We start from the raw sequence: 17,616 nt of genomic DNA on the forward strand, positions 1-17,616 counted from the left end.
GGCCCCGAATCGCTGCTCGGACAGGGCTCCTTGACGGCTCTGGCACATGTTCGAACGAATCCACTCTCGCCTCGGTTTCCATGGAGATGATCGAGTTTCGGCCGTTTCTGACGGACATCCGACCGTGTTGAGGCGGGCGTTGAGCATGCGTCCAGACCGTCTGTCCCGCGGCCCCGCCGTCAGACCTGGGGCGGGCCCTGTACGAGGAGCCGGGCCGCCGCGTAGTCGGCGCGGTCCGCCTCGTCCGACGCGTCCAGGTAGCCGTAGGCGTCGTCGCCGACGGGGATCCGCAGGGGGGTGGGGCCCGCGGCGGAGACGATGTCCAGGACGCGCGCGGCGAAGTCCTCCGGGCGTCCGGTCTCGGGGCTGTCTGCGAGGCCCCGGGCCCCTTCGAGCATCTCGCGGTTGGTGGCGTCGTAGGCAGGGACCCGATGGGCGGCTTCGGCCATGGAGGTGCCGTAGCGCGTCGCGAACATGCCCGGTTCGAGGACGGTGACGCGGATGTTGTGGGGAGCCGCCTCCATGGCGAGGGTCCTGCTCATGCCCTCGAGTGCGTGCTTCCCGGCGGTGTACGCCGCCAGACCGGGGAAGGCCATCCGGCCGACCACGGAGGAGACGTTGAGGATGTGGCCGTGCCCCTGGGCCCGCATCAGCGGCAGGACGAGTCGCGCGAGCCGCCAGGGGCCGACGACCAGGGTCTCCAGCTGGTCGCGGAGTTCGGCGTCCGAGACTTCCTCGACCGCCCCGAACAGTCCGACGGCGGCGTTGTTGACGAGGATGTCGATGCCGCCCAGGCGCTCCGCCGCGGTGCGGACGGCCTCCTCGCAGGAAGCCTCGTCCCGCAGCTCGAGCGGGATCGGGACGATGCGGCCGGGCCAGGCGGCGGCCAGATCCTCCAGGTCGGCGGTCTTGCGGGCGGTGACGGCCAGTTCGTCCCCGGCCCGGGCCGCCGCGGTGGCCAGCGCGAGCCCGAGTCCCGAGGAGCATCCCGTGACCAGCCAGCGTCGTCCCATGGTTCCCCCGTGATGGCCGAGTCGCTCCGGATGTGGCGGCAGTTCATGTTCGTGGGGGCTCCGGGCCGGGGTCATCCCTGCTGCGGGGGCGCGCGGAGGCGCGCAGGCGCACGTCCCGGCGCGCGCACGCGCCGGGCGGGGACCGCTGCCCGGCGGGTACGCCGGCCCGGTCGCCTACGCGACCGGGCCCCCGGCTGCCGCCCCTCCCCCTGCCCGGGCGGCGCGACGGAGCCGGGAGCGGGCCGGGTCCTGGGGCGAGTACGACGCCGTGCCGGTCTGCTCCCGCGGGTTCGGGCGGACGAAGAGGGTGACGGTGACCTTCTCGGCGAAGCCGTTGCGCCGCATCATCGCGGCGGAGGCCGCGTTGCCGCTCTCCACGTCGGTGATGATCCGGGACGCTCCCGCCGCGAAGAGCGCGTCGCAGCAGTGTTCGACCAGGGAACTCGCGACCCCACGGCCCCGGGCGCGTTCCTCCAGCGCGATCCACTCCAGGTAGCCCCAGTCCTCGCGCTCGTCGTAGGACAGCGACCCGAGGACGAAACCGAGCAGCCCCTCCTCGTCGCGGGCGATCCAGCAGGCGTCCGGCTGGGCGTCCCAGTGCGCTGCCACGGACGACAGCGACCAGGAGGTGTAGGGCATCGCCTTCACGTCGAAGGCCCGGTAGCCGAGATCGAGAACGGCATCGAGGTGGGTCAGTCGCAGGGGGAGGGTCTCGACTTCACTCATGAAATCGATGATGACATAGCTGGATATGTCCCCCCGTCACCTCGCAGTGGAGGCCCCCGCCGCGGCACGGGCCGCCACCGCCGCCACGGCCGCGTCGGTGTCGGCGACGGCGAGGAGGGCGTTGATGTAGGCGCCCGCCAGCGCTCCGGCCGCGGCGGATGCCCCGACCTGGGCGTTCGGATCGGTGACGTTGCCCGCCACCCACACCCCCGGCACGTCGGTCGCGCCGGCCGCGCCGGAGGCGAAGCGGCGGCCGCCGCCGGGCAGGTCCTCCATCGGCAGGCCCAGGCCGGTCAGGCCCTCGGTACGGGCCACGAGCGTGGGCGCCACCGCGAGGACGCGGCGCTCGACGACCCGGCCGCCGGTCAGGCGCACACCGCGGATGCCGCCGTCGCGGCCCCCCACGACCTCTTCGACCGGGGAGTCGACGACCCGGATGCCGCGTGCGGTGAAGCGCGTACGGGTCTCTTCGTCCAGCTCGGTGCCGTACGTGAAGTAGACGAGGTCGTCGGTGAGCTGACGGAACAGCAGGGCGTGGTGGATCGACCCGGGTCCGGTGGCGAGGATGCCGATCGGCTCGTCGCGGACTTCCCAGCCGTGACAGTACGGGCAGTGCACCACGCTGTGACCCCAGTGCTCCGCCAGTCCCGGCAGCTCGGGCAGCACATCGCGCAGGCCGGTGGCCACCAGCAGGCGGCGCGCCGTCAGGACGCGGCCGTCGGTCAGGGTGACGGTGAAGCGCAGGTCGCCGTCGGCGGCCGGCCCGGCCGGCTCGGCGGCGGAGACCTCGCCGGAGACGATGAGGCCGCCGTAGCGGCGTACCTCCTCGCGGCCGCGCCCGTACAGTTCCGCCGGCGGGGTGCCGTCCAGGCCGAGCAGGCCGTGCACGCCGTCGGCGGGCGCGTTGCGGGGGGTGCCGCTGTCGATCACGACGACCGAACGGCGGGAACGGGCGAGCATCAGCGCGCCGTTCAGACCGGCGGCGCCGCCGCCGATCACCACGGCGTCGACGGTCCCGTCCGGCAGTGCGTCGGTCGCGTATGCGGTAGTCGTCGCGGACATGTCGTGGGATTCCTTCCTGAGTGGTGTGGGTGGTGTTCCTTCGGACCGGCCCGGTGGTCGGGGGCCCTTGCACACGACGCTAACCGCGACTTGCAGCACGGGCATACTATGTTGCTCATGACGCAAGAAGACGGCGATCTGGACGGCCTGGTACGCAAGCGCATCCGCGCGCTGCGGGTGGCTCAGGGCTGGTCCCTCGAGGAACTGGCCGTGCGGGCCCGGCTCAGCCAGTCCACGCTCAGCCGCATCGAGAACGGCCAGCGCCGCCTGGCGCTGGACAGCCTCGTCACGCTCGCCCGCGCGCTGGACACCACCTTGGACCAGCTCGTGGAGACCGCGACCGACGATGTCGTCACCAGCCCCGTCATCGACGCCGCTCGCGGGCAGATGCGCTGGCCGATGAAGGCCGAACCGGGCATGACGGTCATCCGCCAGCGCATGACGGAGCCGCCGCCGGACAACCCCTCCCGCATGCGCGCGCACCCCGGGCGCGAATGGCTCGTGGTCCTGTCCGGCACCGCGATCCTCATGCTGGGGCATCGCCGCTTCCGCATCGAGACCAACCAGTCCGCGGAGTTCCCCACGATGATGCCGCACGCGATCGGGGCCGAGGGGGGACCGTGCGAGATCCTGGGGATCTTCGACCGGGACGCCCGTCGCGGCCACCAGCGGGACAACGGGGCCGGCGACGGAGGGGGCGAAGACGGGGGCGGAGGCGCTGCTCAGGGGGCGGGTCGTTGACGCGGGCGGCGGTTCCTCCTGGCGCGTACCTGACCGTACGAGGGGTCCGGCGCGGGCGTCTTGCGCGTCCTGGGCGTCATGCGGCCGTCTTCTTGCCTAACCGGCAAGACTCGATGCGGCCAGCGCATGAGCCCCTACCGTGGAGTCATGACCCACGCACAGCACGCACCCCAGCACGGCCGAGCGCAGCACGACGGGCAAGGCCACCACGGCCATGACCACGGCCACGCCCAGCACGAGGCCGACGACCAGGCGGAGATCCTCGACCTCGACGCGGAAGTCCTCGCCGAGCACATCACCGACATCACCACGTGGCTCCCCCTGCGCGAGCCGCCTCGCCACATCGTGGACCTGGGCTGCGGCACGGGAGCCGGCACCTTCGCCCTGCTCGACCGTTTCCCCGACGCGCACGTCACCGCCGTCGACTCCTCGGCGGGGCACCTCCAGCGACTGAGGGAGAAGGCCTGCGCCCGGGGCGTCGAGGACCGCGTCCGCACCGTGCAGGCCGACCTCGACGAAACCGAGTGGCCCGACCTCGGTACGCCGGACCTGGTGTGGGCCTCGGCCTCGATGCACCACATGGCCGACCCGGACCAGGCCCTGCGCGCGGTCCTCGAGCTGCTCGCCCCCGGCGGACTGTTCGCCGTCGTGGAACTGGCGGGCTTCCCCCGCTTCCTGCCCGAGGACGCCCCCGAAGGCCGACCCGGACTGGAGGAGCGCTGCCACACCGCGAGTGAGAGCCACCACGCCGAGCACGTGCCCCATCGCGGCGCCGACTGGGGACCCAAGCTCACCGCGGCCGGATTCGCCCTCGACGGCGACCGCGTGATCGACGTGAACATCGCGGGCTCGCGCAGCGAGGCGGTCGGCGCGTACGCCCTCGGCAGCCTGCGGCGCCTTCGCCGCAGCATCGTGGACACGCTCACGCCGGAGGACCTCGCCGCACTCGACCGACTGCTCGACACCGACGGCCCGCAGAGCATCCTGCGCCGCGACGACCTCGCCGTGCGGACCGAGCGCACCGTCTGGGCCGCACGCCGCACGAACTGATCCGTGCCGGCCGCGGCCGCGCGGACCGCGCCGTGCGGCCAAACGACCCCCGCCTCGGTGTGCGAGTAGCGCCGCCGCTCGGGGCGTCCAGGTCAGCGGGCCGCTTCGACGTGCGACGCCAGATGGGCCAGCGAGGAGGCGATGCCCGCCTCGTGGTCCGCCTGGTCGATGCCCGGCGGTACGTCCGTGGCGGTGACGGTCACCTCCGTGCCCTCGCCGCAGGCGGCGAGGTGCCAGGTCATCGTCATGGTGCCCGCGTACGACGGGTCGTCGGACTCGAACACGGCCTGCTGCACCACGCGTTCCGGCGGCAGCAGGCCGGTGAACCGTACGTCGACGATGTCGGTCGCGTCCGAGGTCTTGCCGGGACTGTCGGCGGGATCGAGGTAGGTGAGGACCATGCGGAAGCCGCCGCCGGTCCGCGGGTCCCACCGCTCGATCCGCCCGCTCATGCCGTCCGGCGGGAGCCACGCTTCCAGGGACTCGCGGTCGAGGAGGGCGGCGTAGACGGCCGCCGGCGGCGCCGCGACCATCCGGGCGGCACGGTCGGTCCTGCCGGCGGACGGCGGGTTCCCCGACCCGTTCCGCTGCGCCGGCGCATCCTCGGCGTGGGCCTCCACGGTGCGGAGGTGGGCGGTCACGGCCGCCGTGGTGCGCTGTTCGTCGTGGCTCGCCAAGAGGTCCAGCAGGGCCCCGCGCAGGACCGCGAGCAGCAGGGTGCGCTCGGCGAGCCCCTCGGGCGTGTCGCGGCGGCCCGGCGGCTGGGCGGCGGCGAAGACCTCCAGCCAGTCGGCGATCGTCCGCTCCGCGAAGCCCGCCCAGGGTCCCGCACCGCCGCTCAGCGAGCGCGAGTAGCCCTCGACCCAGAGGGTGAGGACCTTGCGGTGTCCCGGGTCGGCCAGCCAGCTCCACACCAACTCGCCCGTGCGGGCGAGCCCGTGGTCCGGTCTGGCCCGGTGCACGGCTTCGAGCATCCCCGTCTCGTCCTGCCGGGCCCGCGCGAGCAGCGCCTGTACGAGGGCGTCCTTGCTGCCGAACAGGAAGAGGAGGACGCGCGGGCTGCTGCCGATCGCCTCGGCCAGGGGCCGCAGGGACATGTCCGCCAGCCCGTGGTCGAGGACGTGGGCGTAGGCCAGCTCCAGGAGCTGCTGCTTGCGGGCGGAGTCGGCGCGGCCCGCGTCGTCTCGGGCGGAGTCGCTTCGGGCGGAGGGGGTCACCCGGACATCATGCTTTACTGAAACAGTCGTTTCAGTGCACTCGGCCGTACGGCGGCCCAGTAGTCCCGTGCTCGAGTGGTTCAGGGAGAAGGTCCCCATGAATGAGGTTCGCGCGCTGATCCGGCCACTGGGGGAGCCGGGAGATCTCGGCTGGGTGGTGATGGCCCACGGCGAGCAGTACGCGAAGGAATTCGGCTGGGACGGCAGCTTCGAGGCCCTGGTCGCGCGCATCGTCGCGGACTACGCGGCGGGCCACGATCCCTCCCGCGAAGCGGCCTGGATCGCCGAGCTGGACGGCCGCCGGGTCGGCAGCGTGTTCTGCGTGTCCGACGGCGAGGGCGAGGAGGGCACCGCCAAACTGCGGATCCTCCTCGTGGACCCCGCCGCCCGCGGCCACCGGCTGGGCTCGCGCCTGGTGGCCCGGTGCGTGGACTTCGCCCGCGAGGCCGGGTACGTGCGGATCCGGCTGTGGACGAACGACACCCTGGCGGCCGCGCGCGGGATCTACCTGGCCGCCGGCTTCCGGCTCGTGGAGGAGGAGCCGCACCACAGTTTCGGCGCGGATCTGATCGGCCAGGTCTACGAGCTCGACCTGTCGGCCTGACCCTGTCGGCCTGACCGGCGGGATCCGACAGGGGCGGCCCGGGCGCTACCGCCGCTACGGGCCCGAGGCCGACGGCGACCGCCGTACAGAGGTCGTCGGGCAGCCCGCCGGGGATCTCCACAGATAAGGACGGCGTCCGAGGGTAAGCGCGAGCCGAGGCACCGCTGCGGAGCGACCGCTCCGCCGCTTTCCCGACGCGCGAGTGAGGACATCATGCTTTTCGCCGGACTCATCCTCCTACTCATCGGATTCCTGACCGGAATCTCCGTTCTGTGGACCATAGGCGTCATCCTGCTCGTGGTGGGGGCGGTGCTGTGGCTCATGGGATCCGTTGGGCACGCGGTCGGCGGCCGGCGCCATTACTGGTAGCCGGTGGCGGCGCCGCCGCAGCGCGGTCGTCTCGTGGTCCGCCCCCCAGGGGGGCGGACCACCGCCCGTTCTCCGGGCAACTCGGCTGTGTCATGGGCCAGTTGCCGGGTATCCGCGCAGCGCGCCCGTCAGGCAGACGGGCAGACGGGCAGACGGAGGACTCGAAGGAAAGGGAACCCCGATGACGACGACCGGACTGCACGGAAACAAGTCCCTCCCCAGCACACAGGCGCTCTGCCGACAGGCCGCCCGGACCGGGAAGGAACTCGGCCGGACTGTGGAGGCGCTGGTCTCCAGGGCGGGCGCCTCGGCGCGGGTCCACGAGACCGCCGGCAGGCTGCGGGAGACGGCCGCATCGCAGGTCGGCCGTCTCGTGGACGACGAGAAGCTGGGCTCCGCACGGGGCAGGGCCGTGCGGGCCGTGACCACGGCGCGGAGCCACCGGACCGCGTTGGCCACGGCCGTCGCCGTACTGGCCGCGGCTCTGCTCGCCCGGCGGAGCCGCCGGACACGACGCGGACAGGCTGTTTGAACCGAGCGTTCCGGGCCAGACGAGAAGCGATCGAGCATTCGAATCAGGTCCGGATCCGATGGGAATCCGTTGCGGATCCGGGCCGTCTCCGATGGAGGTTCTGAGGTGGGAAATGTGTCGCGTCTGCCTGGCCGTGCCGAGCACCACTGGTTGTGGCAGGAGGACGCCGCCTGCCGGGAACTGGGTTCGCGCCTCTTCTTCTACCCCACGGGCGAGCAGCGCCCGGACCGGGAGGCGCGGGACGCGGCGGCGAAGGAAGTGTGCGCACTGTGCCCCGTGCAGCGCGAATGCCTGCGGCACGCGCTGGAGGTGGGCGAGCCGTTCGGCGTCTGGGGCGGGCTCACCGAGCACGAGAGGCGCCAACTCCGAATAGCGGGAGGGGACAGGTCCGCGCTGTCTTCCACGGCGTGAGCCGCTGCGCCCCTCAAGGGAACGGCCCCCGAACACCGGGGGCCGTTCCCTTTTTCCGCGTTCCGCGTGCCGAGCTGTCAGCAGGGGCGGACCGGCTGGAGATTGTGGACGTAGCGGGCCGAGACCCAGCCCTTCGAGCCGTGCAGGCGGTACCACACCGGGTTGCCGTCCACCCAGCCTCCGCGCTTCTGGCACACGAGGCGCACCCGCGCGTGCGGATGCAGCTTCTTCACCACGTCCGAGTACACGGTCGGCTTCTCGCGGACGTTGAGCGGCGCGCGGGACTCGACCACGCCCACGGGGCCGGGCGGGACCTGCGCCTGCCCGGCGGCGGCCCAACCGGCCGTGCTCAGCGGCCCGAACAGCACTCCGGCCGCCAAGGCGTACGTCAGCAATGCCTTCTTCACCATCGGAACCACTCTCCCTGTGTCGCCTGGGCGCGGGTCGGCAGCCCGTGCGGCCGCCCGCCCGACCGACTATCCACCGCCCGGGCGGCGGATGACCGACGGCCCGGAGGGAACACGCCCTCCGTTGCTCCGGATGGCCCAGAGCCCTCCGCCGCGGCCGCCGTCCAGGCCACCCGCGGCGAAGGGCCCGAGCGCCGACACCGGGCCCGGGGGCTCAGGCGGCGAGCAGCCGGTCGACCAGTGCGCGATAGGCGCGCAGGGCCTGCCGCAGGTCCTCGGTGGCGGCCTCCTCACCGCGGTGCCACTGCTCCTCCAGCCCGTCCCGGTGTGCGGAAAGGGTGTCCGAGAACTTGAGCATGACCTCCGACACCAAGGTGTCCGCCGACCGGACGGCCTCCCGCGGATCGTCCACGAACCGGCCTTGGATCTCGCTCCATGTGGTGCGGTAGCGCTCCGCGTCGGTGGCGCCCATGAGCGGTTCCGCTCCGTTCCGAGGCCCGCGGTACGGTTCCCGGCCGTCGGTGGGAGCGAGGTCCTCCGCCGTGAGTACGGACTCGGACGCTTCCCCCCGTCCAGCCTCGTCCTGGTGGTCCTTCTCCATGTCATCGGCTCCTCTGATCGGAGAGCAGCTCCGCGAAGAGGGTGCGGTAGTGCACCATCGCCCCGCGGAGCTGCTCCGTCGTCGCCTCGCCCGCACCGCCGCGCACCTTGGTCGCGTGGGCGGCCCGGTACCGCTCCAGCGTGTGGCCGTGCTCCACGGAGAGGTCCCTCACCCGTTCCCGGTACCCCCCGGTGGGATAGCCGCGCTCACCCATCAGCCGGGTCACCAGCTCGTCGGCCTCCGCCACGGAGCGTTCGGGCCCGTCCACGAACCTCTGCTGGACCCCGGTCCACTCGTCCGCGTACTCTTGCCGGCGCTCGGGCGGCAGGTCCTTGATCGCGAGCCGGCCGTGCCGCTGCGCACGGGTCCGCAGGTCCCGCTCGGCGGCCCGCCTGTCGCCGCGTTCCTCTACGGTGCGCTCGTACTCCGGGCCGAACCGCTCGCGCAGGTGGCGTCGTCGCGCCAGTGCCCACAGCAGTGCGACGAGCGCGATGACGACGACCGCCGTCACGACGATGCCGGCCGTCAGTTGATTGGTTGACATCTCAGGCCTCCGTTCGGGGCTGTAGGTCCCAGTCGGCGCGGCTGCCCTGTCGGGCGGCGGGCAAACCGCACCGGCGCCGCCGTGGGGCCGAGGTTTGAACCCACCGGTATCGAGCAGGCGGCCATGCGAAACGAGCCCGCGAACAGAGGAGGTACGTGGCATGGCCGCGGACGCACACGGGAACCAGGACGTCGTCGCCCTGATCCTCGAGGACCACCGCACGATGGAGGACCTCTTCCGCCGGATGCGCAGCGTGGAGGACGACCGGGCGGACGCGCTCGCGAAGCTGTCCGCGCTCCTCGTCGCGCACGGCGAGGCCGAGGAGGCCGAGGTGTACGGCGCGCTGAAGCGGTTCAAGGACGTCGACAACGAGGAGGTCGACCACGGGACCGAGGAGCACGCCGAGGGCAACGAGGCCCTCTTGGCGCTGCTGGAGGTGTCCGAGGTGGGTTCCGGCGTCTGGGACGGGCGTTTGGAGGACCTGGTGAAGGCGGTCTCCCACCACTTCGACGAGGAGGAGCGCACCATCCTCAACGGAGCCCGGGAGAACGTCCCGGGCGAGCGGAGGGCCGAGCTGGGGGCGGCGTTCCTGCGTGAGCGTGAGCGGCAGCTCACCGCCGACTGCGGCAGCGTCGAGAACGTGCGCGCACTCGTACGGGGATGAGGGTGACGGCGGCGGGCCGGTGACGGGGGCCCCGGGGCCGCCCGGCCGGCCGGCCGTGCGTGCCGCGTGCCCGTGCCGCGTACCGCGAGCACGGACCGGGCCCGGACTCGTCGAGTCCGGGCCCGGTCGCGGCTGCGGTCGGATGACTGCGGTCAGATGATGCGGCCGCCGAAGCCGCCGACGGAGTAGTAGGCGCCGAGCTCCTCTCGGTAGCCGACGTCGTCGAGGTGCTTCTCGCGGTGGAACTCCGGAGCGTTCTTGATCTGCTCCTTGGTGCCGTCCACGTAGATCTTCTCCTGGTTCACGTCGACGATGATCACGGTGCTCGCAGGCAGCAGGACCTCCTTGCCGAAGATCCAGATCCCGGTGTCCACGACCAGGTAGGCGTCACCGGCCTCGTCGGAGTGCTTGTCGACCTTGCCGATGCTGCCGTCGGTTGCCTCGACCGTGTACCCGACCAGATCGCCACCGGTCAGGTGGCCGGCGGTCGACCTGTAGCTCCACACATGCTCAGTCACGCGAAAACAACTCCTTCGCCAGACAGGGGAGCGGCGAGGCGGTGCCCGCCGTCCCTCTCTTCCGATGTCGTACGCGGCGCTGTCCGCGCCCCGCCCGAACTCGCCTGCCCCGGCTTCGGTCCTTCATTCGCCGTCCGTGTGCCGACGGTACTGCCGCACCCGCCGGCCGTCGGGGGATGGGGCGCGGGGGCGTACCGGACCCTTCGCAGGGCAGAAGCGCCGCCATGACATGCAGACACGCGCCGCGGCGCGGTGAGAGCCCCGACAGCGGGACAGTGACGGCCGGCCGGCGACGACGCCGACCGGCGCACCCGGCCATCCGGGCGCTGGCCATGGGGGCGGCCTTCGTCGGGACCGTCCTGTTCAGCGTGGTCCTGGGACGGCTCACGCTGGAACCGTCCGCCGCCTCGGTGGCCCTGGTGCACAGCAACGTCCGGCCCGGCCATTCGATCAGCGCCTATCTGGACGGGGCGTCGACCGTCGAGGCGGTGCGCCAGTTGGGCGGAAACCTGCTGCTGGGCCTGCCGTTCGGGGTGCTCCTGCCCGTCCTCATGCCGGCGGCCCGAGGGTTGCTGCGGGTCGCCGGGGTGACGGTCTGTCTGATGACGCTGGTGGAGCTGATCCAGGGCGCCCTCGTCACGGGACGCGTCTTCGACATCGACGACGTGATCCTCAACACGACCGGAGCCCTGCTCGGATACCTGTTGATCGGCCGCCGACTGGGGCGGGCCGTGCATCCGGCCCGCAGGCACTGGTGGCACCGCTGGACCCGGCGAGACGTACTCGTACCCTCGCCGAGGCCGGAACCGAGGCCGGAACCGAGGCCGGAACCGAGGCCGGAACCGACGACGGCTCCGAAGCCGGCTCCGAAGGGGAAACCGAAGCCGAACTCGGAGCCGAGTCGCGCAGGTTGGCGGAAGGCCTTCCACCGCGACAGGTGACCCGCGCGGTCAGACCTCGCCGCGCCAGGCGCCGGTCTCGATCCCGCGCGACTCGATGAACAGCTTGAACCGCAGCAGGTCACCCGCGACCTGGCGCTTGACGAAGCCGAGCTTGTCGGCCGCCGCCTCGGCCAGGCCGTCGGGGGCCCAGTTCATGTGGAGGACGACCTTCGTGGTGGTCGCGTCGATCGGCTGGAAGGTGACGAGCCCGGCCTGGCGGGCCTCCCCGCCGACCGTCATCCACGCGACGCGCCGGTCCGGGAGCTGCTCGGTGATCTGCGCGTCGAACTCGCGCTGCACCCCGTTCACGTTCGTCACCCAGTGGGTGAGCGTGTCCGTGCGCTGGACGATACGTTCGACCCCCTCCATGAAGACGGGGAAGTCCTCGAACTGCGTCCACTGGTTGTAGGCCGTGCGTACCGGGACGTTGACCTCGACGTGCTCCTCGACGTGCGACATGCGCCACCCCTTCCGGGTCGTCAGCGGCCCGCACCGGTGTGCGGGCCTTCCGTCAGAACGTCTCGGGGCGCGGCTACCCGCGGCCCGGAGCCCCATGCGCGGTCCGCAGCGGCCCCGTTGGCGTGCGACCGGGACCGGCGAGGGCGGCTTCCCCGTGTCAGGTCCCCGCCGTGGGGGAAGCCGCGCGGGAGTCCGTGCCGTTTCCACCCACTGGGGAGACATGAACACAGCCCTTCGCCTCCTGACCGTTCTGGGGGGCTCGACCCTGCTCACCGCCGCGGCCGGCTGGGCCGTCGACCGACTGCTCCGCCGCGCCGCCGCGCGCCACCCCGAAACACCCTTGTGGAACCTGCTGCGCCGCTGCCGCCACGCCCTGCGGATCGTCCTGCTCGCCGCGCTGTTCAAGGGCGCCTACCCGCAGACGGGATGGCCGCCGCTGCGGGACAACTCCGCGGCCGCGGGCCGGATCCTCTCCCTCGCGTTGATCGGCGCCGGCGCCTGGCTGATCGTGGTCGTGGCCTCCGCCGCCGTCGAGTCGGGGTACGCCCGTTACGCCACCGCCGCCCGCGACCCGGCCCGGGTACGCCGGGTCCGTACCCAGGTGACCCTGATCACGAGGGTCGTGACGGTCGTCGTGGCCGCGATGGCGGTCGCCGCGATGCTCCTCACCTTCCCGAGCTTCCGCGCGCTCGGCACCTCCGTGCTCGCCTCTGCCGGGATCATCGGAATCGTGGCCGGCGTGGCGGCCCAGTCCACCCTGGGAAACCTCTTCGCGGGCTTCCAGATCGCCTTCGGCGACCTGGTGCGCATCGGAGACACGGTCGTGGTCGCCGGCGAGTGGGGGGTGGTCGAGGACGTCACCCTCACCTTCCTCGCCGTACGCACCTGGGACGAACGCCGCATCACCATGCCCGTCTCGTACTTCACGACCCGGCCCTTCGAGAACTGGTCGCGCGGCGGCGTCCAGATGACCGGCACGGTCTTCCTCCACTGCGACCACAGCGCGCCCGTGGACCTCCTGCGGGACAAGGTCCACGAGATCCTGCGCGACCGCCCGGAGTGGGACGGCCGCGGCTGGGACCTCGCCGTCACGGAGACGACGCCCTCCACCATCGTGGTGCGGACCATCGTCACGGCCAAGGACGCCGACGACCTCTGGACGCTGCGCTGCGCCGTACGCGAGCGGCTGATCGCCTGGCTGGCGGAGAAGCACCCCGACGCCCTGCCCCGCGTCCTGCTGGACCGGGCTCCGGGACCGCAGGACACGCTGGACGGGCCCGGCCGCTGACGGGATACCCCGCAGGGCCGGGCCCGTACGGTACGCGGCTCCCGGCGACGCGCGCGTTCCTACCGGTGCCGGGCGAGGGTGTGTACGAGGACGATCAGCGCGAACGCGATGACGAGCAGGTGCACCCAGGAGGGCCCGATCGCCGGGGCCAGGGCCAGGGAGGTGAGCTGATGAGAGGTCATGAAACGCTCCTGCCCCCGGCGGCCGGAAAGACGCCCTCCCTCGAGGACGGCCGGCGGGCAGGTCCGAAGCCGCGGACCGATGGGCCGGATCCACCGGGCGGACCCGGCGGTCCCCGGCCCGGTCAGCGGGCCGCGGGCCTGCCGGACACCAGACGGGCGGCCTCGATCTCGGCCCAGACGGCCTTGCCGTGTTCGTGGACGTGCGCGCCCCAGCGGTCGGACAGCCGCTCCACGATGTGCAGCCCGTGGCCGCCCGGCATGCCGCGCCGCGGGGCCGGGTGCAGCAGGGGCAGGGCCGTCGTGCCGTCGCACACCTCGATGCGCAGCGTTTCCCCGGCCGTGAGGACGAGCTCCCGGCAGCCGTCCGCGTGCAGGGAGGCGTTGGTCAGCAGCTCGGACACGAGGAGCAGGGCGTCCTCGGCGGTCTCGGTTCCGTCCCAGCCCCAGTCGCGCAGGGCCCGGCGCGTGAAGTCGCGGCCCTTGGCCACCGCGCCGCGGACGCCCGTCAGGGCGAGGCGGCGCCGCTGCCCGCCACCGGGCAGGCCGGCGCTCACTGGATCTCCCGTTTCCGGTCCGATGGTCTCCACCGTGCTCTCGCACCCCCGTGCCGATACCGCTCTGTTCGCTGCTTCCGGGACCGCCCGGCCAGGTTGTGGCCGGTGTCCCGGACTGTCCGTATGCCCCCGAGCGGCCCGAGGACACCCGAGCCCGACCCCGAGTGTAGGTGACCTCCGGCGTCAGGGCGCTGTCATGTGGAGCCGCAGCGTGAAGCCGTCGTCCACGGCCCGGACCTCGACCAGATCGCAGAGCTGATGGATCATCCACAGGCCTCGGCCGCCGTTGGGCGAGGCCAGGGAGGGACGACGGCGCCCCGCGAGGGGGTCGGCCAGGCGGCCCGCGTCGTGGATCTCGGCGACGACTCCCGCACCTGCGCCGACGGTGGCCCACAAGCGGAGGGTGCCCTTCCCGCCTCCGTGGGACAGGGAGTTGGCCGCGGCCTCGCTGACGGCCAGGACCAGGTCCCCGCGCCGCGCCGGGGTCAGACCGGTCCCGCGGGCCCAGTTCTCGGCGAACCGGCGCACCTCGGCCAGCCCTCCGTGGGAATACGCGAACAGGAGCGCCCCACCCTCGGGTTCGGGCAGCGGCCGGTCGCAGTCCGCCGAGACCCTCACGGCGCCGGTGTACGCCGGGCTCGCCGACTCCCGTCCCCCCTCGATCAGCGTGGGGTGCGTGCGCCGGGCGTCGGCCAGCACGTCGGGCGCCAGTGCCCGTACGTCGTACGGGCACAGCACGGTGGCGGGCCGGCCGGCGAAGGCCGTGTTGATGAGGGCCTCGTGCCGGGTGGCCTCCAGGACCTCGGCGGGGGAGCGGCCGGGCCAGATCGGCTCTCCGACGATCCGGGCCGCCCGGCTCACGTGCAGGTCGGCGAAATCCTGCAAGCCGGCCAGGATGCGGCCGGGGTTGCGGCCCAGCTCCGTCATGTCCGTCCAGGTGACGCCCGCGGCGCTTGCGCCGAGGCTCTCGCGCAGGGCGTCCAGGCGCGGACCCGGTACGGCGACGAGGACCGGTTCACCGGCCGACAGGGCGGCGCTCACGAACCCGCCCACGCCGGCCACGTACGCGTCGAGGTCCCGGTAGAAGAGGGCGGGATGGACGAAGGCCCCGGGCCCGGCGGGCTCAGGAACAGTGATCATGCTGCGACCTCCAGCGCGGCGCATTCGTCCGGGAACATCTCCACGACCTTGCGGAGCGAATACGGCGGGTCGTGGAGCAACAGGCGTCGACCCTGCCCGCTGAGGGCGGCCGATGCCCGTACGAGGGCGGCGACCGCGGACGTGTCGACGAACACCACGGCGGACAGGTCGAGGTGGACGACGGGGCCGGGAATCGCGGTCACGGCGCCGAGCGCGGCGGACAGGCACTGCCGGGTGTCGAGGTCGCAGCTACCGCTCAGGCGCGCGCCCGGACGGTCCTGCCACGGCCGGACGGTCAGCGGGGCCGAAGCGCCCGCTGCCGCCCCCGCGCCGGATGGGGAGTTCATGGTCCTTTCTTACACCGCGAGCATGCCGGTGCGCAGCCGTGCCAGGGTCCGGGACAGGATGCGGGAGACCTGCATCTGGGAGACGCCGAGCACGGCCCCGATCTCCGCCTGGGTCTTCTCCTCGCCGAAGCGCATCCGCAGGATGAGCCGGTCGCGTTCGTCCAGTTGCTCCAGCAGGGGTGCGAGGGTGTGGAACTCCTCGAAGAGCTCCATGCCGGGATCGACGGCGCCGTGGCGCTCCGTCATCGGCCGGGCGCTGCGGCCCGCCGCGGACGGGGCGTCCCCGTCTGTCGCGGCGGCGTCGAGGGAGCTGCTCGTGTAGCCGTTCGCCGCGACCAGCCCCTCGATGACCTCGTCCTCGGACAGCTCCAGGTGCTGGGCGATCTCCTTGACCTTCGGCGCCCTGCCCAGGACGTCGCTCAGGGCGTCCTGGGCCTTGGCGAGTTCCGTACGCAGTTCCTGCAGGCGGCGCGGTACGTGCACGGCCCAGGTGGTGTCGCGGAAGTAGCGCTTGATCTCACCGGTGATGTACGGGAGGGCGAGGGTGGAGAACTCGACCTCGCGCTCCGTGTCGTAGCGGTCGATGGCCTTGATCAGGCCGATGGTTCCCACCTGGATGACGTCGTCCATGTCGAGACCGCCGCCGAGCACACGGGCCCGGAAGCGCCGCGCGGCGAACTGGACGAGGGACAGGTTCATCTCGATGAGGGTGTTGCGCGTGTACTGGTACTCGCGCGTCCCCTCCTCCAGGGTGCGCAGCCTCGCGAAGAAGAGGCGCGAGAGCTCCCGGGCGTCACCGGGCGCCATCTCCCGCGCGTTTTCCACCCGGAACAGGTCCGTGTCCTGCGTGGGCGCTCCCCCGGACTCCCGGTCACACGAGGGTACTTGAGCGTCTGCTGCATGAATGGGGCCTACAACGGTGGCCGAGCGGTGCATGGTGGCCGCTCCCTCCCGATCGACTGACGGCTGCCGGGGGCGCTTCTGCCCCGCCTGGCGAGGTCTACACACATCGATTGCATTGTTTCTTCCGCGAGGTGTGCGGCGCGGCGGTGCCGAAGACCGTTTGCGGTAGTGCCGGCAGTGCAGTGGGCTCTGGCGGTCGACGGCGAAATGGGCGTTGTCTTCGGGGTGTTGTACCTGCCGGACGGCGCAATGGACTCGGTCCGACCGCGTGGTGTGGGTACCGCTGCGGGACGGCCGGGCGTACGGCGTGGAGTTCCGGGAAGCGCACGGCAGGGGCGGGCAGGAGAACGGGGGGTAGCCGACGCGGGCGCCGGAGCGGCGAGCAGGCATACTCCCTTGGAAGGACGTACGACCGACGATCCGGGGAGGCGGACATGACCGGAGCAGGGGACGGATACGGGCAGGGCGTGGTCGGGGACGGCTACCCGGCAGGCGCCGGCTGGGTGGTGGTGGCCCGGGGCGAGCTCGACCAGGACACGCTGGTTCCTTTGGAGGAGGCCCTCACGGAAGCTGCCGGCAGGCATCCGCTGGTGGTTCTGGACGCCGGTTCCATCACCTTCGGAGACTCCTCCTTCCTGAACCTGCTGCTGCGGCTGCACCGCCTCACGACCCTGCGGATCGCCGCTCCCGGCGAGCAGTTGCGCCGGCTCTTCGCCGTGACCGGGGCCGATACGGTGCTGTCCCTGCACGCGAGCGTCGAAGCCGCCGCCGAGGCGTGAACCAGTGCGTGCTTTTCGGCCGTTGCCCGGTCAGCCGGCGTCCCGGCCCCCGGCGGGCGGGTGGTGCGGAGACGGCTCCTGCGTGCGCGGCTGCCGCGCAGAGGACTCCCGCGCATCCGGCTGCCGCGCATCCGGCTCCCGTTCGTGCGGGTTCGGTCCGCCGCCGGGCCGGAAGCACGCGGTGATCGCCTTGCCGCCGTGGCAGGCGTGGACGTCCAGCGAATCGGCCAGCGCGGTGACGATCCCCAGCCCCCGGCCCGACGTGGCACCCGCGTCGGCAGCGGGATCCCGGCCACGTGGCAGCCGCGGATCGGCGTCCGCGACGCTCACGTGCAGGCAGCAGCCGTCCCAGGTCAGCACCAGGTGAGCGGTGCCGGCCGCGTGCAGGTGCGCGTTGGTGACGAGTTCGGAGACGCAGATCAGCACGGAGTACCCGGTTTCGGCCACCGAACCGCTCCACGCCAGCGACGCCAGGTGGCCCGCCGTCCACTCCCGCGCCGCCCGGACGCCCTGCGCGACGGGAAACGAACGGGCCCAGCCCACAGCCTTGACCGCCACGCCTTC

General features: G+C 72.6%; 25 protein-coding genes. 10 read left to right on the forward strand and 15 right to left on the reverse strand.

The window, feature by feature from the left end:
• Positions 1 to 179: 179 nt before the first annotated feature.
• The 3 genes from AC6CKD_RS28915 to AC6CKD_RS28925 form a co-directional block, all read right to left on the reverse strand.
• Entirely contained in the window at positions 180 to 1,013 is an 834-nt protein-coding gene (locus tag AC6CKD_RS28915) for an SDR family oxidoreductase (RefSeq protein ID WP_498331241.1), read from the reverse strand.
• A 174-nt stretch (positions 1,014 to 1,187) separates the two neighbouring features.
• Entirely contained in the window at positions 1,188 to 1,739 is a 552-nt protein-coding gene (locus AC6CKD_RS28920; RefSeq protein WP_498331243.1) for a GNAT family N-acetyltransferase, read from the reverse strand.
• Between the two features lie 36 nt (positions 1,740 to 1,775).
• Positions 1,776 to 2,801: an NAD(P)/FAD-dependent oxidoreductase gene (locus tag AC6CKD_RS28925; RefSeq protein ID WP_498331245.1), complete on the reverse strand. Its 1,026-nt coding sequence runs from the start codon at positions 2,799 to 2,801 to the stop codon at positions 1,776 to 1,778.
• Between the two features lie 117 nt (positions 2,802 to 2,918).
• Between AC6CKD_RS28925 and AC6CKD_RS28930 the strand changes: the two genes are divergently transcribed.
• Together AC6CKD_RS28930 and AC6CKD_RS28935 are read left to right on the forward strand one after the other, a co-directional pair.
• Positions 2,919 to 3,542, forward strand: a complete 624-nt coding sequence (locus AC6CKD_RS28930) for a helix-turn-helix domain-containing protein (protein WP_498331246.1) — start codon at positions 2,919 to 2,921, stop codon at positions 3,540 to 3,542.
• 147 nt (positions 3,543 to 3,689) lie between these two features.
• The gene (locus AC6CKD_RS28935) at positions 3,690 to 4,592 is read left to right on the forward strand and encodes a class I SAM-dependent methyltransferase (protein ID WP_498331247.1); all 903 of its coding nucleotides are present in this window, start codon (positions 3,690 to 3,692) and stop codon (positions 4,590 to 4,592) included.
• A gap of 92 nt (positions 4,593 to 4,684) precedes the next feature.
• Here the strand turns inward: AC6CKD_RS28935 and AC6CKD_RS28940 are convergent, their stop codons facing one another.
• Positions 4,685 to 5,809 carry an SRPBCC domain-containing protein gene (locus AC6CKD_RS28940; protein ID WP_498331248.1) on the reverse strand — a complete coding sequence of 375 codons (1,125 nt, stop codon included), beginning with the start codon at positions 5,807 to 5,809 and terminating at the stop codon, positions 4,685 to 4,687.
• Positions 5,810 to 5,906: 97 nt separating this feature from the next.
• Here AC6CKD_RS28940 and AC6CKD_RS28945 point away from each other — a divergent pair, with 97 nt between their 5' ends.
• From AC6CKD_RS28945 to AC6CKD_RS28960, 4 genes are all read left to right on the forward strand, one after another.
• On the forward strand, positions 5,907 to 6,413 hold the full coding sequence (locus AC6CKD_RS28945) for a GNAT family N-acetyltransferase (protein ID WP_498331249.1): 507 nt from the start codon (positions 5,907 to 5,909) through the stop codon (positions 6,411 to 6,413).
• A gap of 213 nt (positions 6,414 to 6,626) precedes the next feature.
• A complete protein-coding gene (locus AC6CKD_RS28950) occupies positions 6,627 to 6,782 on the forward strand; it encodes a DUF6131 family protein (protein ID WP_385381719.1) in 156 nt (51 codons plus the stop codon).
• Positions 6,783 to 6,963: 181 nt separating this feature from the next.
• Complete coding sequence (locus tag AC6CKD_RS28955) at positions 6,964 to 7,314, forward strand: hypothetical protein (protein WP_498331251.1); 351 nt, start codon at positions 6,964 to 6,966, stop codon at positions 7,312 to 7,314.
• 114 nt (positions 7,315 to 7,428) lie between these two features.
• Positions 7,429 to 7,725 carry a WhiB family transcriptional regulator gene (locus AC6CKD_RS28960; protein WP_498331253.1) on the forward strand — a complete coding sequence of 99 codons (297 nt, stop codon included), beginning with the start codon at positions 7,429 to 7,431 and terminating at the stop codon, positions 7,723 to 7,725.
• Positions 7,726 to 7,802: 77 nt separating this feature from the next.
• On the opposite strand, the gene AC6CKD_RS28965 is transcribed toward AC6CKD_RS28960, so the two are convergent.
• The 3 genes from AC6CKD_RS28965 to AC6CKD_RS28975 form a co-directional block, all read right to left on the reverse strand.
• Positions 7,803 to 8,135, reverse strand: coding sequence for an SH3 domain-containing protein (locus AC6CKD_RS28965; RefSeq protein WP_498331255.1), 333 nt, complete (start codon positions 8,133 to 8,135; stop codon positions 7,803 to 7,805).
• A 211-nt stretch (positions 8,136 to 8,346) separates the two neighbouring features.
• Positions 8,347 to 8,733, reverse strand: a complete 387-nt coding sequence (locus AC6CKD_RS28970) for a hypothetical protein (protein ID WP_498331256.1) — start codon at positions 8,731 to 8,733, stop codon at positions 8,347 to 8,349.
• 1 nt (position 8,734) lies between these two features.
• Entirely contained in the window at positions 8,735 to 9,277 is a 543-nt protein-coding gene (locus tag AC6CKD_RS28975; RefSeq protein WP_498331258.1) for a hypothetical protein, read from the reverse strand.
• 160 nt (positions 9,278 to 9,437) lie between these two features.
• Between AC6CKD_RS28975 and AC6CKD_RS28980 the strand changes: the two genes are divergently transcribed.
• On the forward strand, positions 9,438 to 9,941 hold the full coding sequence (locus tag AC6CKD_RS28980; RefSeq protein WP_498331260.1) for a hemerythrin domain-containing protein: 504 nt from the start codon (positions 9,438 to 9,440) through the stop codon (positions 9,939 to 9,941).
• Between the two features lie 152 nt (positions 9,942 to 10,093).
• Here the strand turns inward: AC6CKD_RS28980 and AC6CKD_RS28985 are convergent, their stop codons facing one another.
• Positions 10,094 to 10,459 (reverse strand): PRC-barrel domain-containing protein, encoded by a 366-nt coding sequence (locus AC6CKD_RS28985; protein ID WP_498331262.1) that lies wholly within the window; start codon positions 10,457 to 10,459, stop codon positions 10,094 to 10,096.
• A gap of 224 nt (positions 10,460 to 10,683) precedes the next feature.
• On the opposite strand from AC6CKD_RS28985, the gene AC6CKD_RS28990 reads away from it, so the two are divergent.
• The gene (locus AC6CKD_RS28990) at positions 10,684 to 11,400 is read left to right on the forward strand and encodes a VanZ family protein (RefSeq protein WP_498331264.1); all 717 of its coding nucleotides are present in this window, start codon (positions 10,684 to 10,686) and stop codon (positions 11,398 to 11,400) included.
• A gap of 9 nt (positions 11,401 to 11,409) precedes the next feature.
• Here the strand turns inward: AC6CKD_RS28990 and AC6CKD_RS28995 are convergent, their stop codons facing one another.
• Positions 11,410 to 11,859 (reverse strand): SRPBCC family protein, encoded by a 450-nt coding sequence (locus AC6CKD_RS28995; RefSeq protein WP_498331265.1) that lies wholly within the window; start codon positions 11,857 to 11,859, stop codon positions 11,410 to 11,412.
• Between the two features lie 220 nt (positions 11,860 to 12,079).
• Between AC6CKD_RS28995 and AC6CKD_RS29000 the strand changes: the two genes are divergently transcribed.
• Positions 12,080 to 13,147 (forward strand): mechanosensitive ion channel family protein, encoded by a 1,068-nt coding sequence (locus AC6CKD_RS29000; protein ID WP_498331267.1) that lies wholly within the window; start codon positions 12,080 to 12,082, stop codon positions 13,145 to 13,147.
• A gap of 59 nt (positions 13,148 to 13,206) precedes the next feature.
• Here AC6CKD_RS29000 and AC6CKD_RS29005 read toward each other — a convergent pair whose 3' ends face one another.
• The 5 genes from AC6CKD_RS29005 to AC6CKD_RS29025 all read right to left on the reverse strand — a co-directional run bounded on the left by AC6CKD_RS29005 (position 13,207) and on the right by AC6CKD_RS29025 (position 16,306).
• Entirely contained in the window at positions 13,207 to 13,329 is a 123-nt protein-coding gene (locus AC6CKD_RS29005) for a hypothetical protein (RefSeq protein ID WP_498331268.1), read from the reverse strand.
• A gap of 122 nt (positions 13,330 to 13,451) precedes the next feature.
• Entirely contained in the window at positions 13,452 to 13,883 is a 432-nt protein-coding gene (locus AC6CKD_RS29010) for an ATP-binding protein (protein WP_498331270.1), read from the reverse strand.
• Between the two features lie 183 nt (positions 13,884 to 14,066).
• Positions 14,067 to 15,023, reverse strand: coding sequence for an anti-sigma factor RsbA family regulatory protein (locus tag AC6CKD_RS29015; RefSeq protein WP_498331272.1), 957 nt, complete (start codon positions 15,021 to 15,023; stop codon positions 14,067 to 14,069).
• Positions 15,020 to 15,370 (reverse strand): STAS domain-containing protein, encoded by a 351-nt coding sequence (locus tag AC6CKD_RS29020; RefSeq protein ID WP_498331274.1) that lies wholly within the window; start codon positions 15,368 to 15,370, stop codon positions 15,020 to 15,022. The genes AC6CKD_RS29015 and AC6CKD_RS29020 overlap by 4 nt, the downstream gene beginning before the upstream one ends.
• A 9-nt stretch (positions 15,371 to 15,379) precedes the next feature.
• Positions 15,380 to 16,306 carry a SigB/SigF/SigG family RNA polymerase sigma factor gene (locus AC6CKD_RS29025; protein ID WP_498331276.1) on the reverse strand — a complete coding sequence of 309 codons (927 nt, stop codon included), beginning with the start codon at positions 16,304 to 16,306 and terminating at the stop codon, positions 15,380 to 15,382.
• 401 nt (positions 16,307 to 16,707) lie between these two features.
• On the opposite strand from AC6CKD_RS29025, the gene AC6CKD_RS29030 reads away from it, so the two are divergent.
• A complete protein-coding gene (locus AC6CKD_RS29030) occupies positions 16,708 to 17,052 on the forward strand; it encodes an STAS domain-containing protein (RefSeq protein WP_498331278.1) in 345 nt (114 codons plus the stop codon).
• Positions 17,053 to 17,082: 30 nt separating this feature from the next.
• On the opposite strand, the gene AC6CKD_RS29035 is transcribed toward AC6CKD_RS29030, so the two are convergent.
• Positions 17,083 to 17,610 carry an ATP-binding protein gene (locus AC6CKD_RS29035; RefSeq protein WP_498331279.1) on the reverse strand — a complete coding sequence of 176 codons (528 nt, stop codon included), beginning with the start codon at positions 17,608 to 17,610 and terminating at the stop codon, positions 17,083 to 17,085.
• Positions 17,611 to 17,616: the final 6 nt, after the last annotated feature.

Source organism: Streptomyces sp. GQ60, from assembly GCF_059758875.1.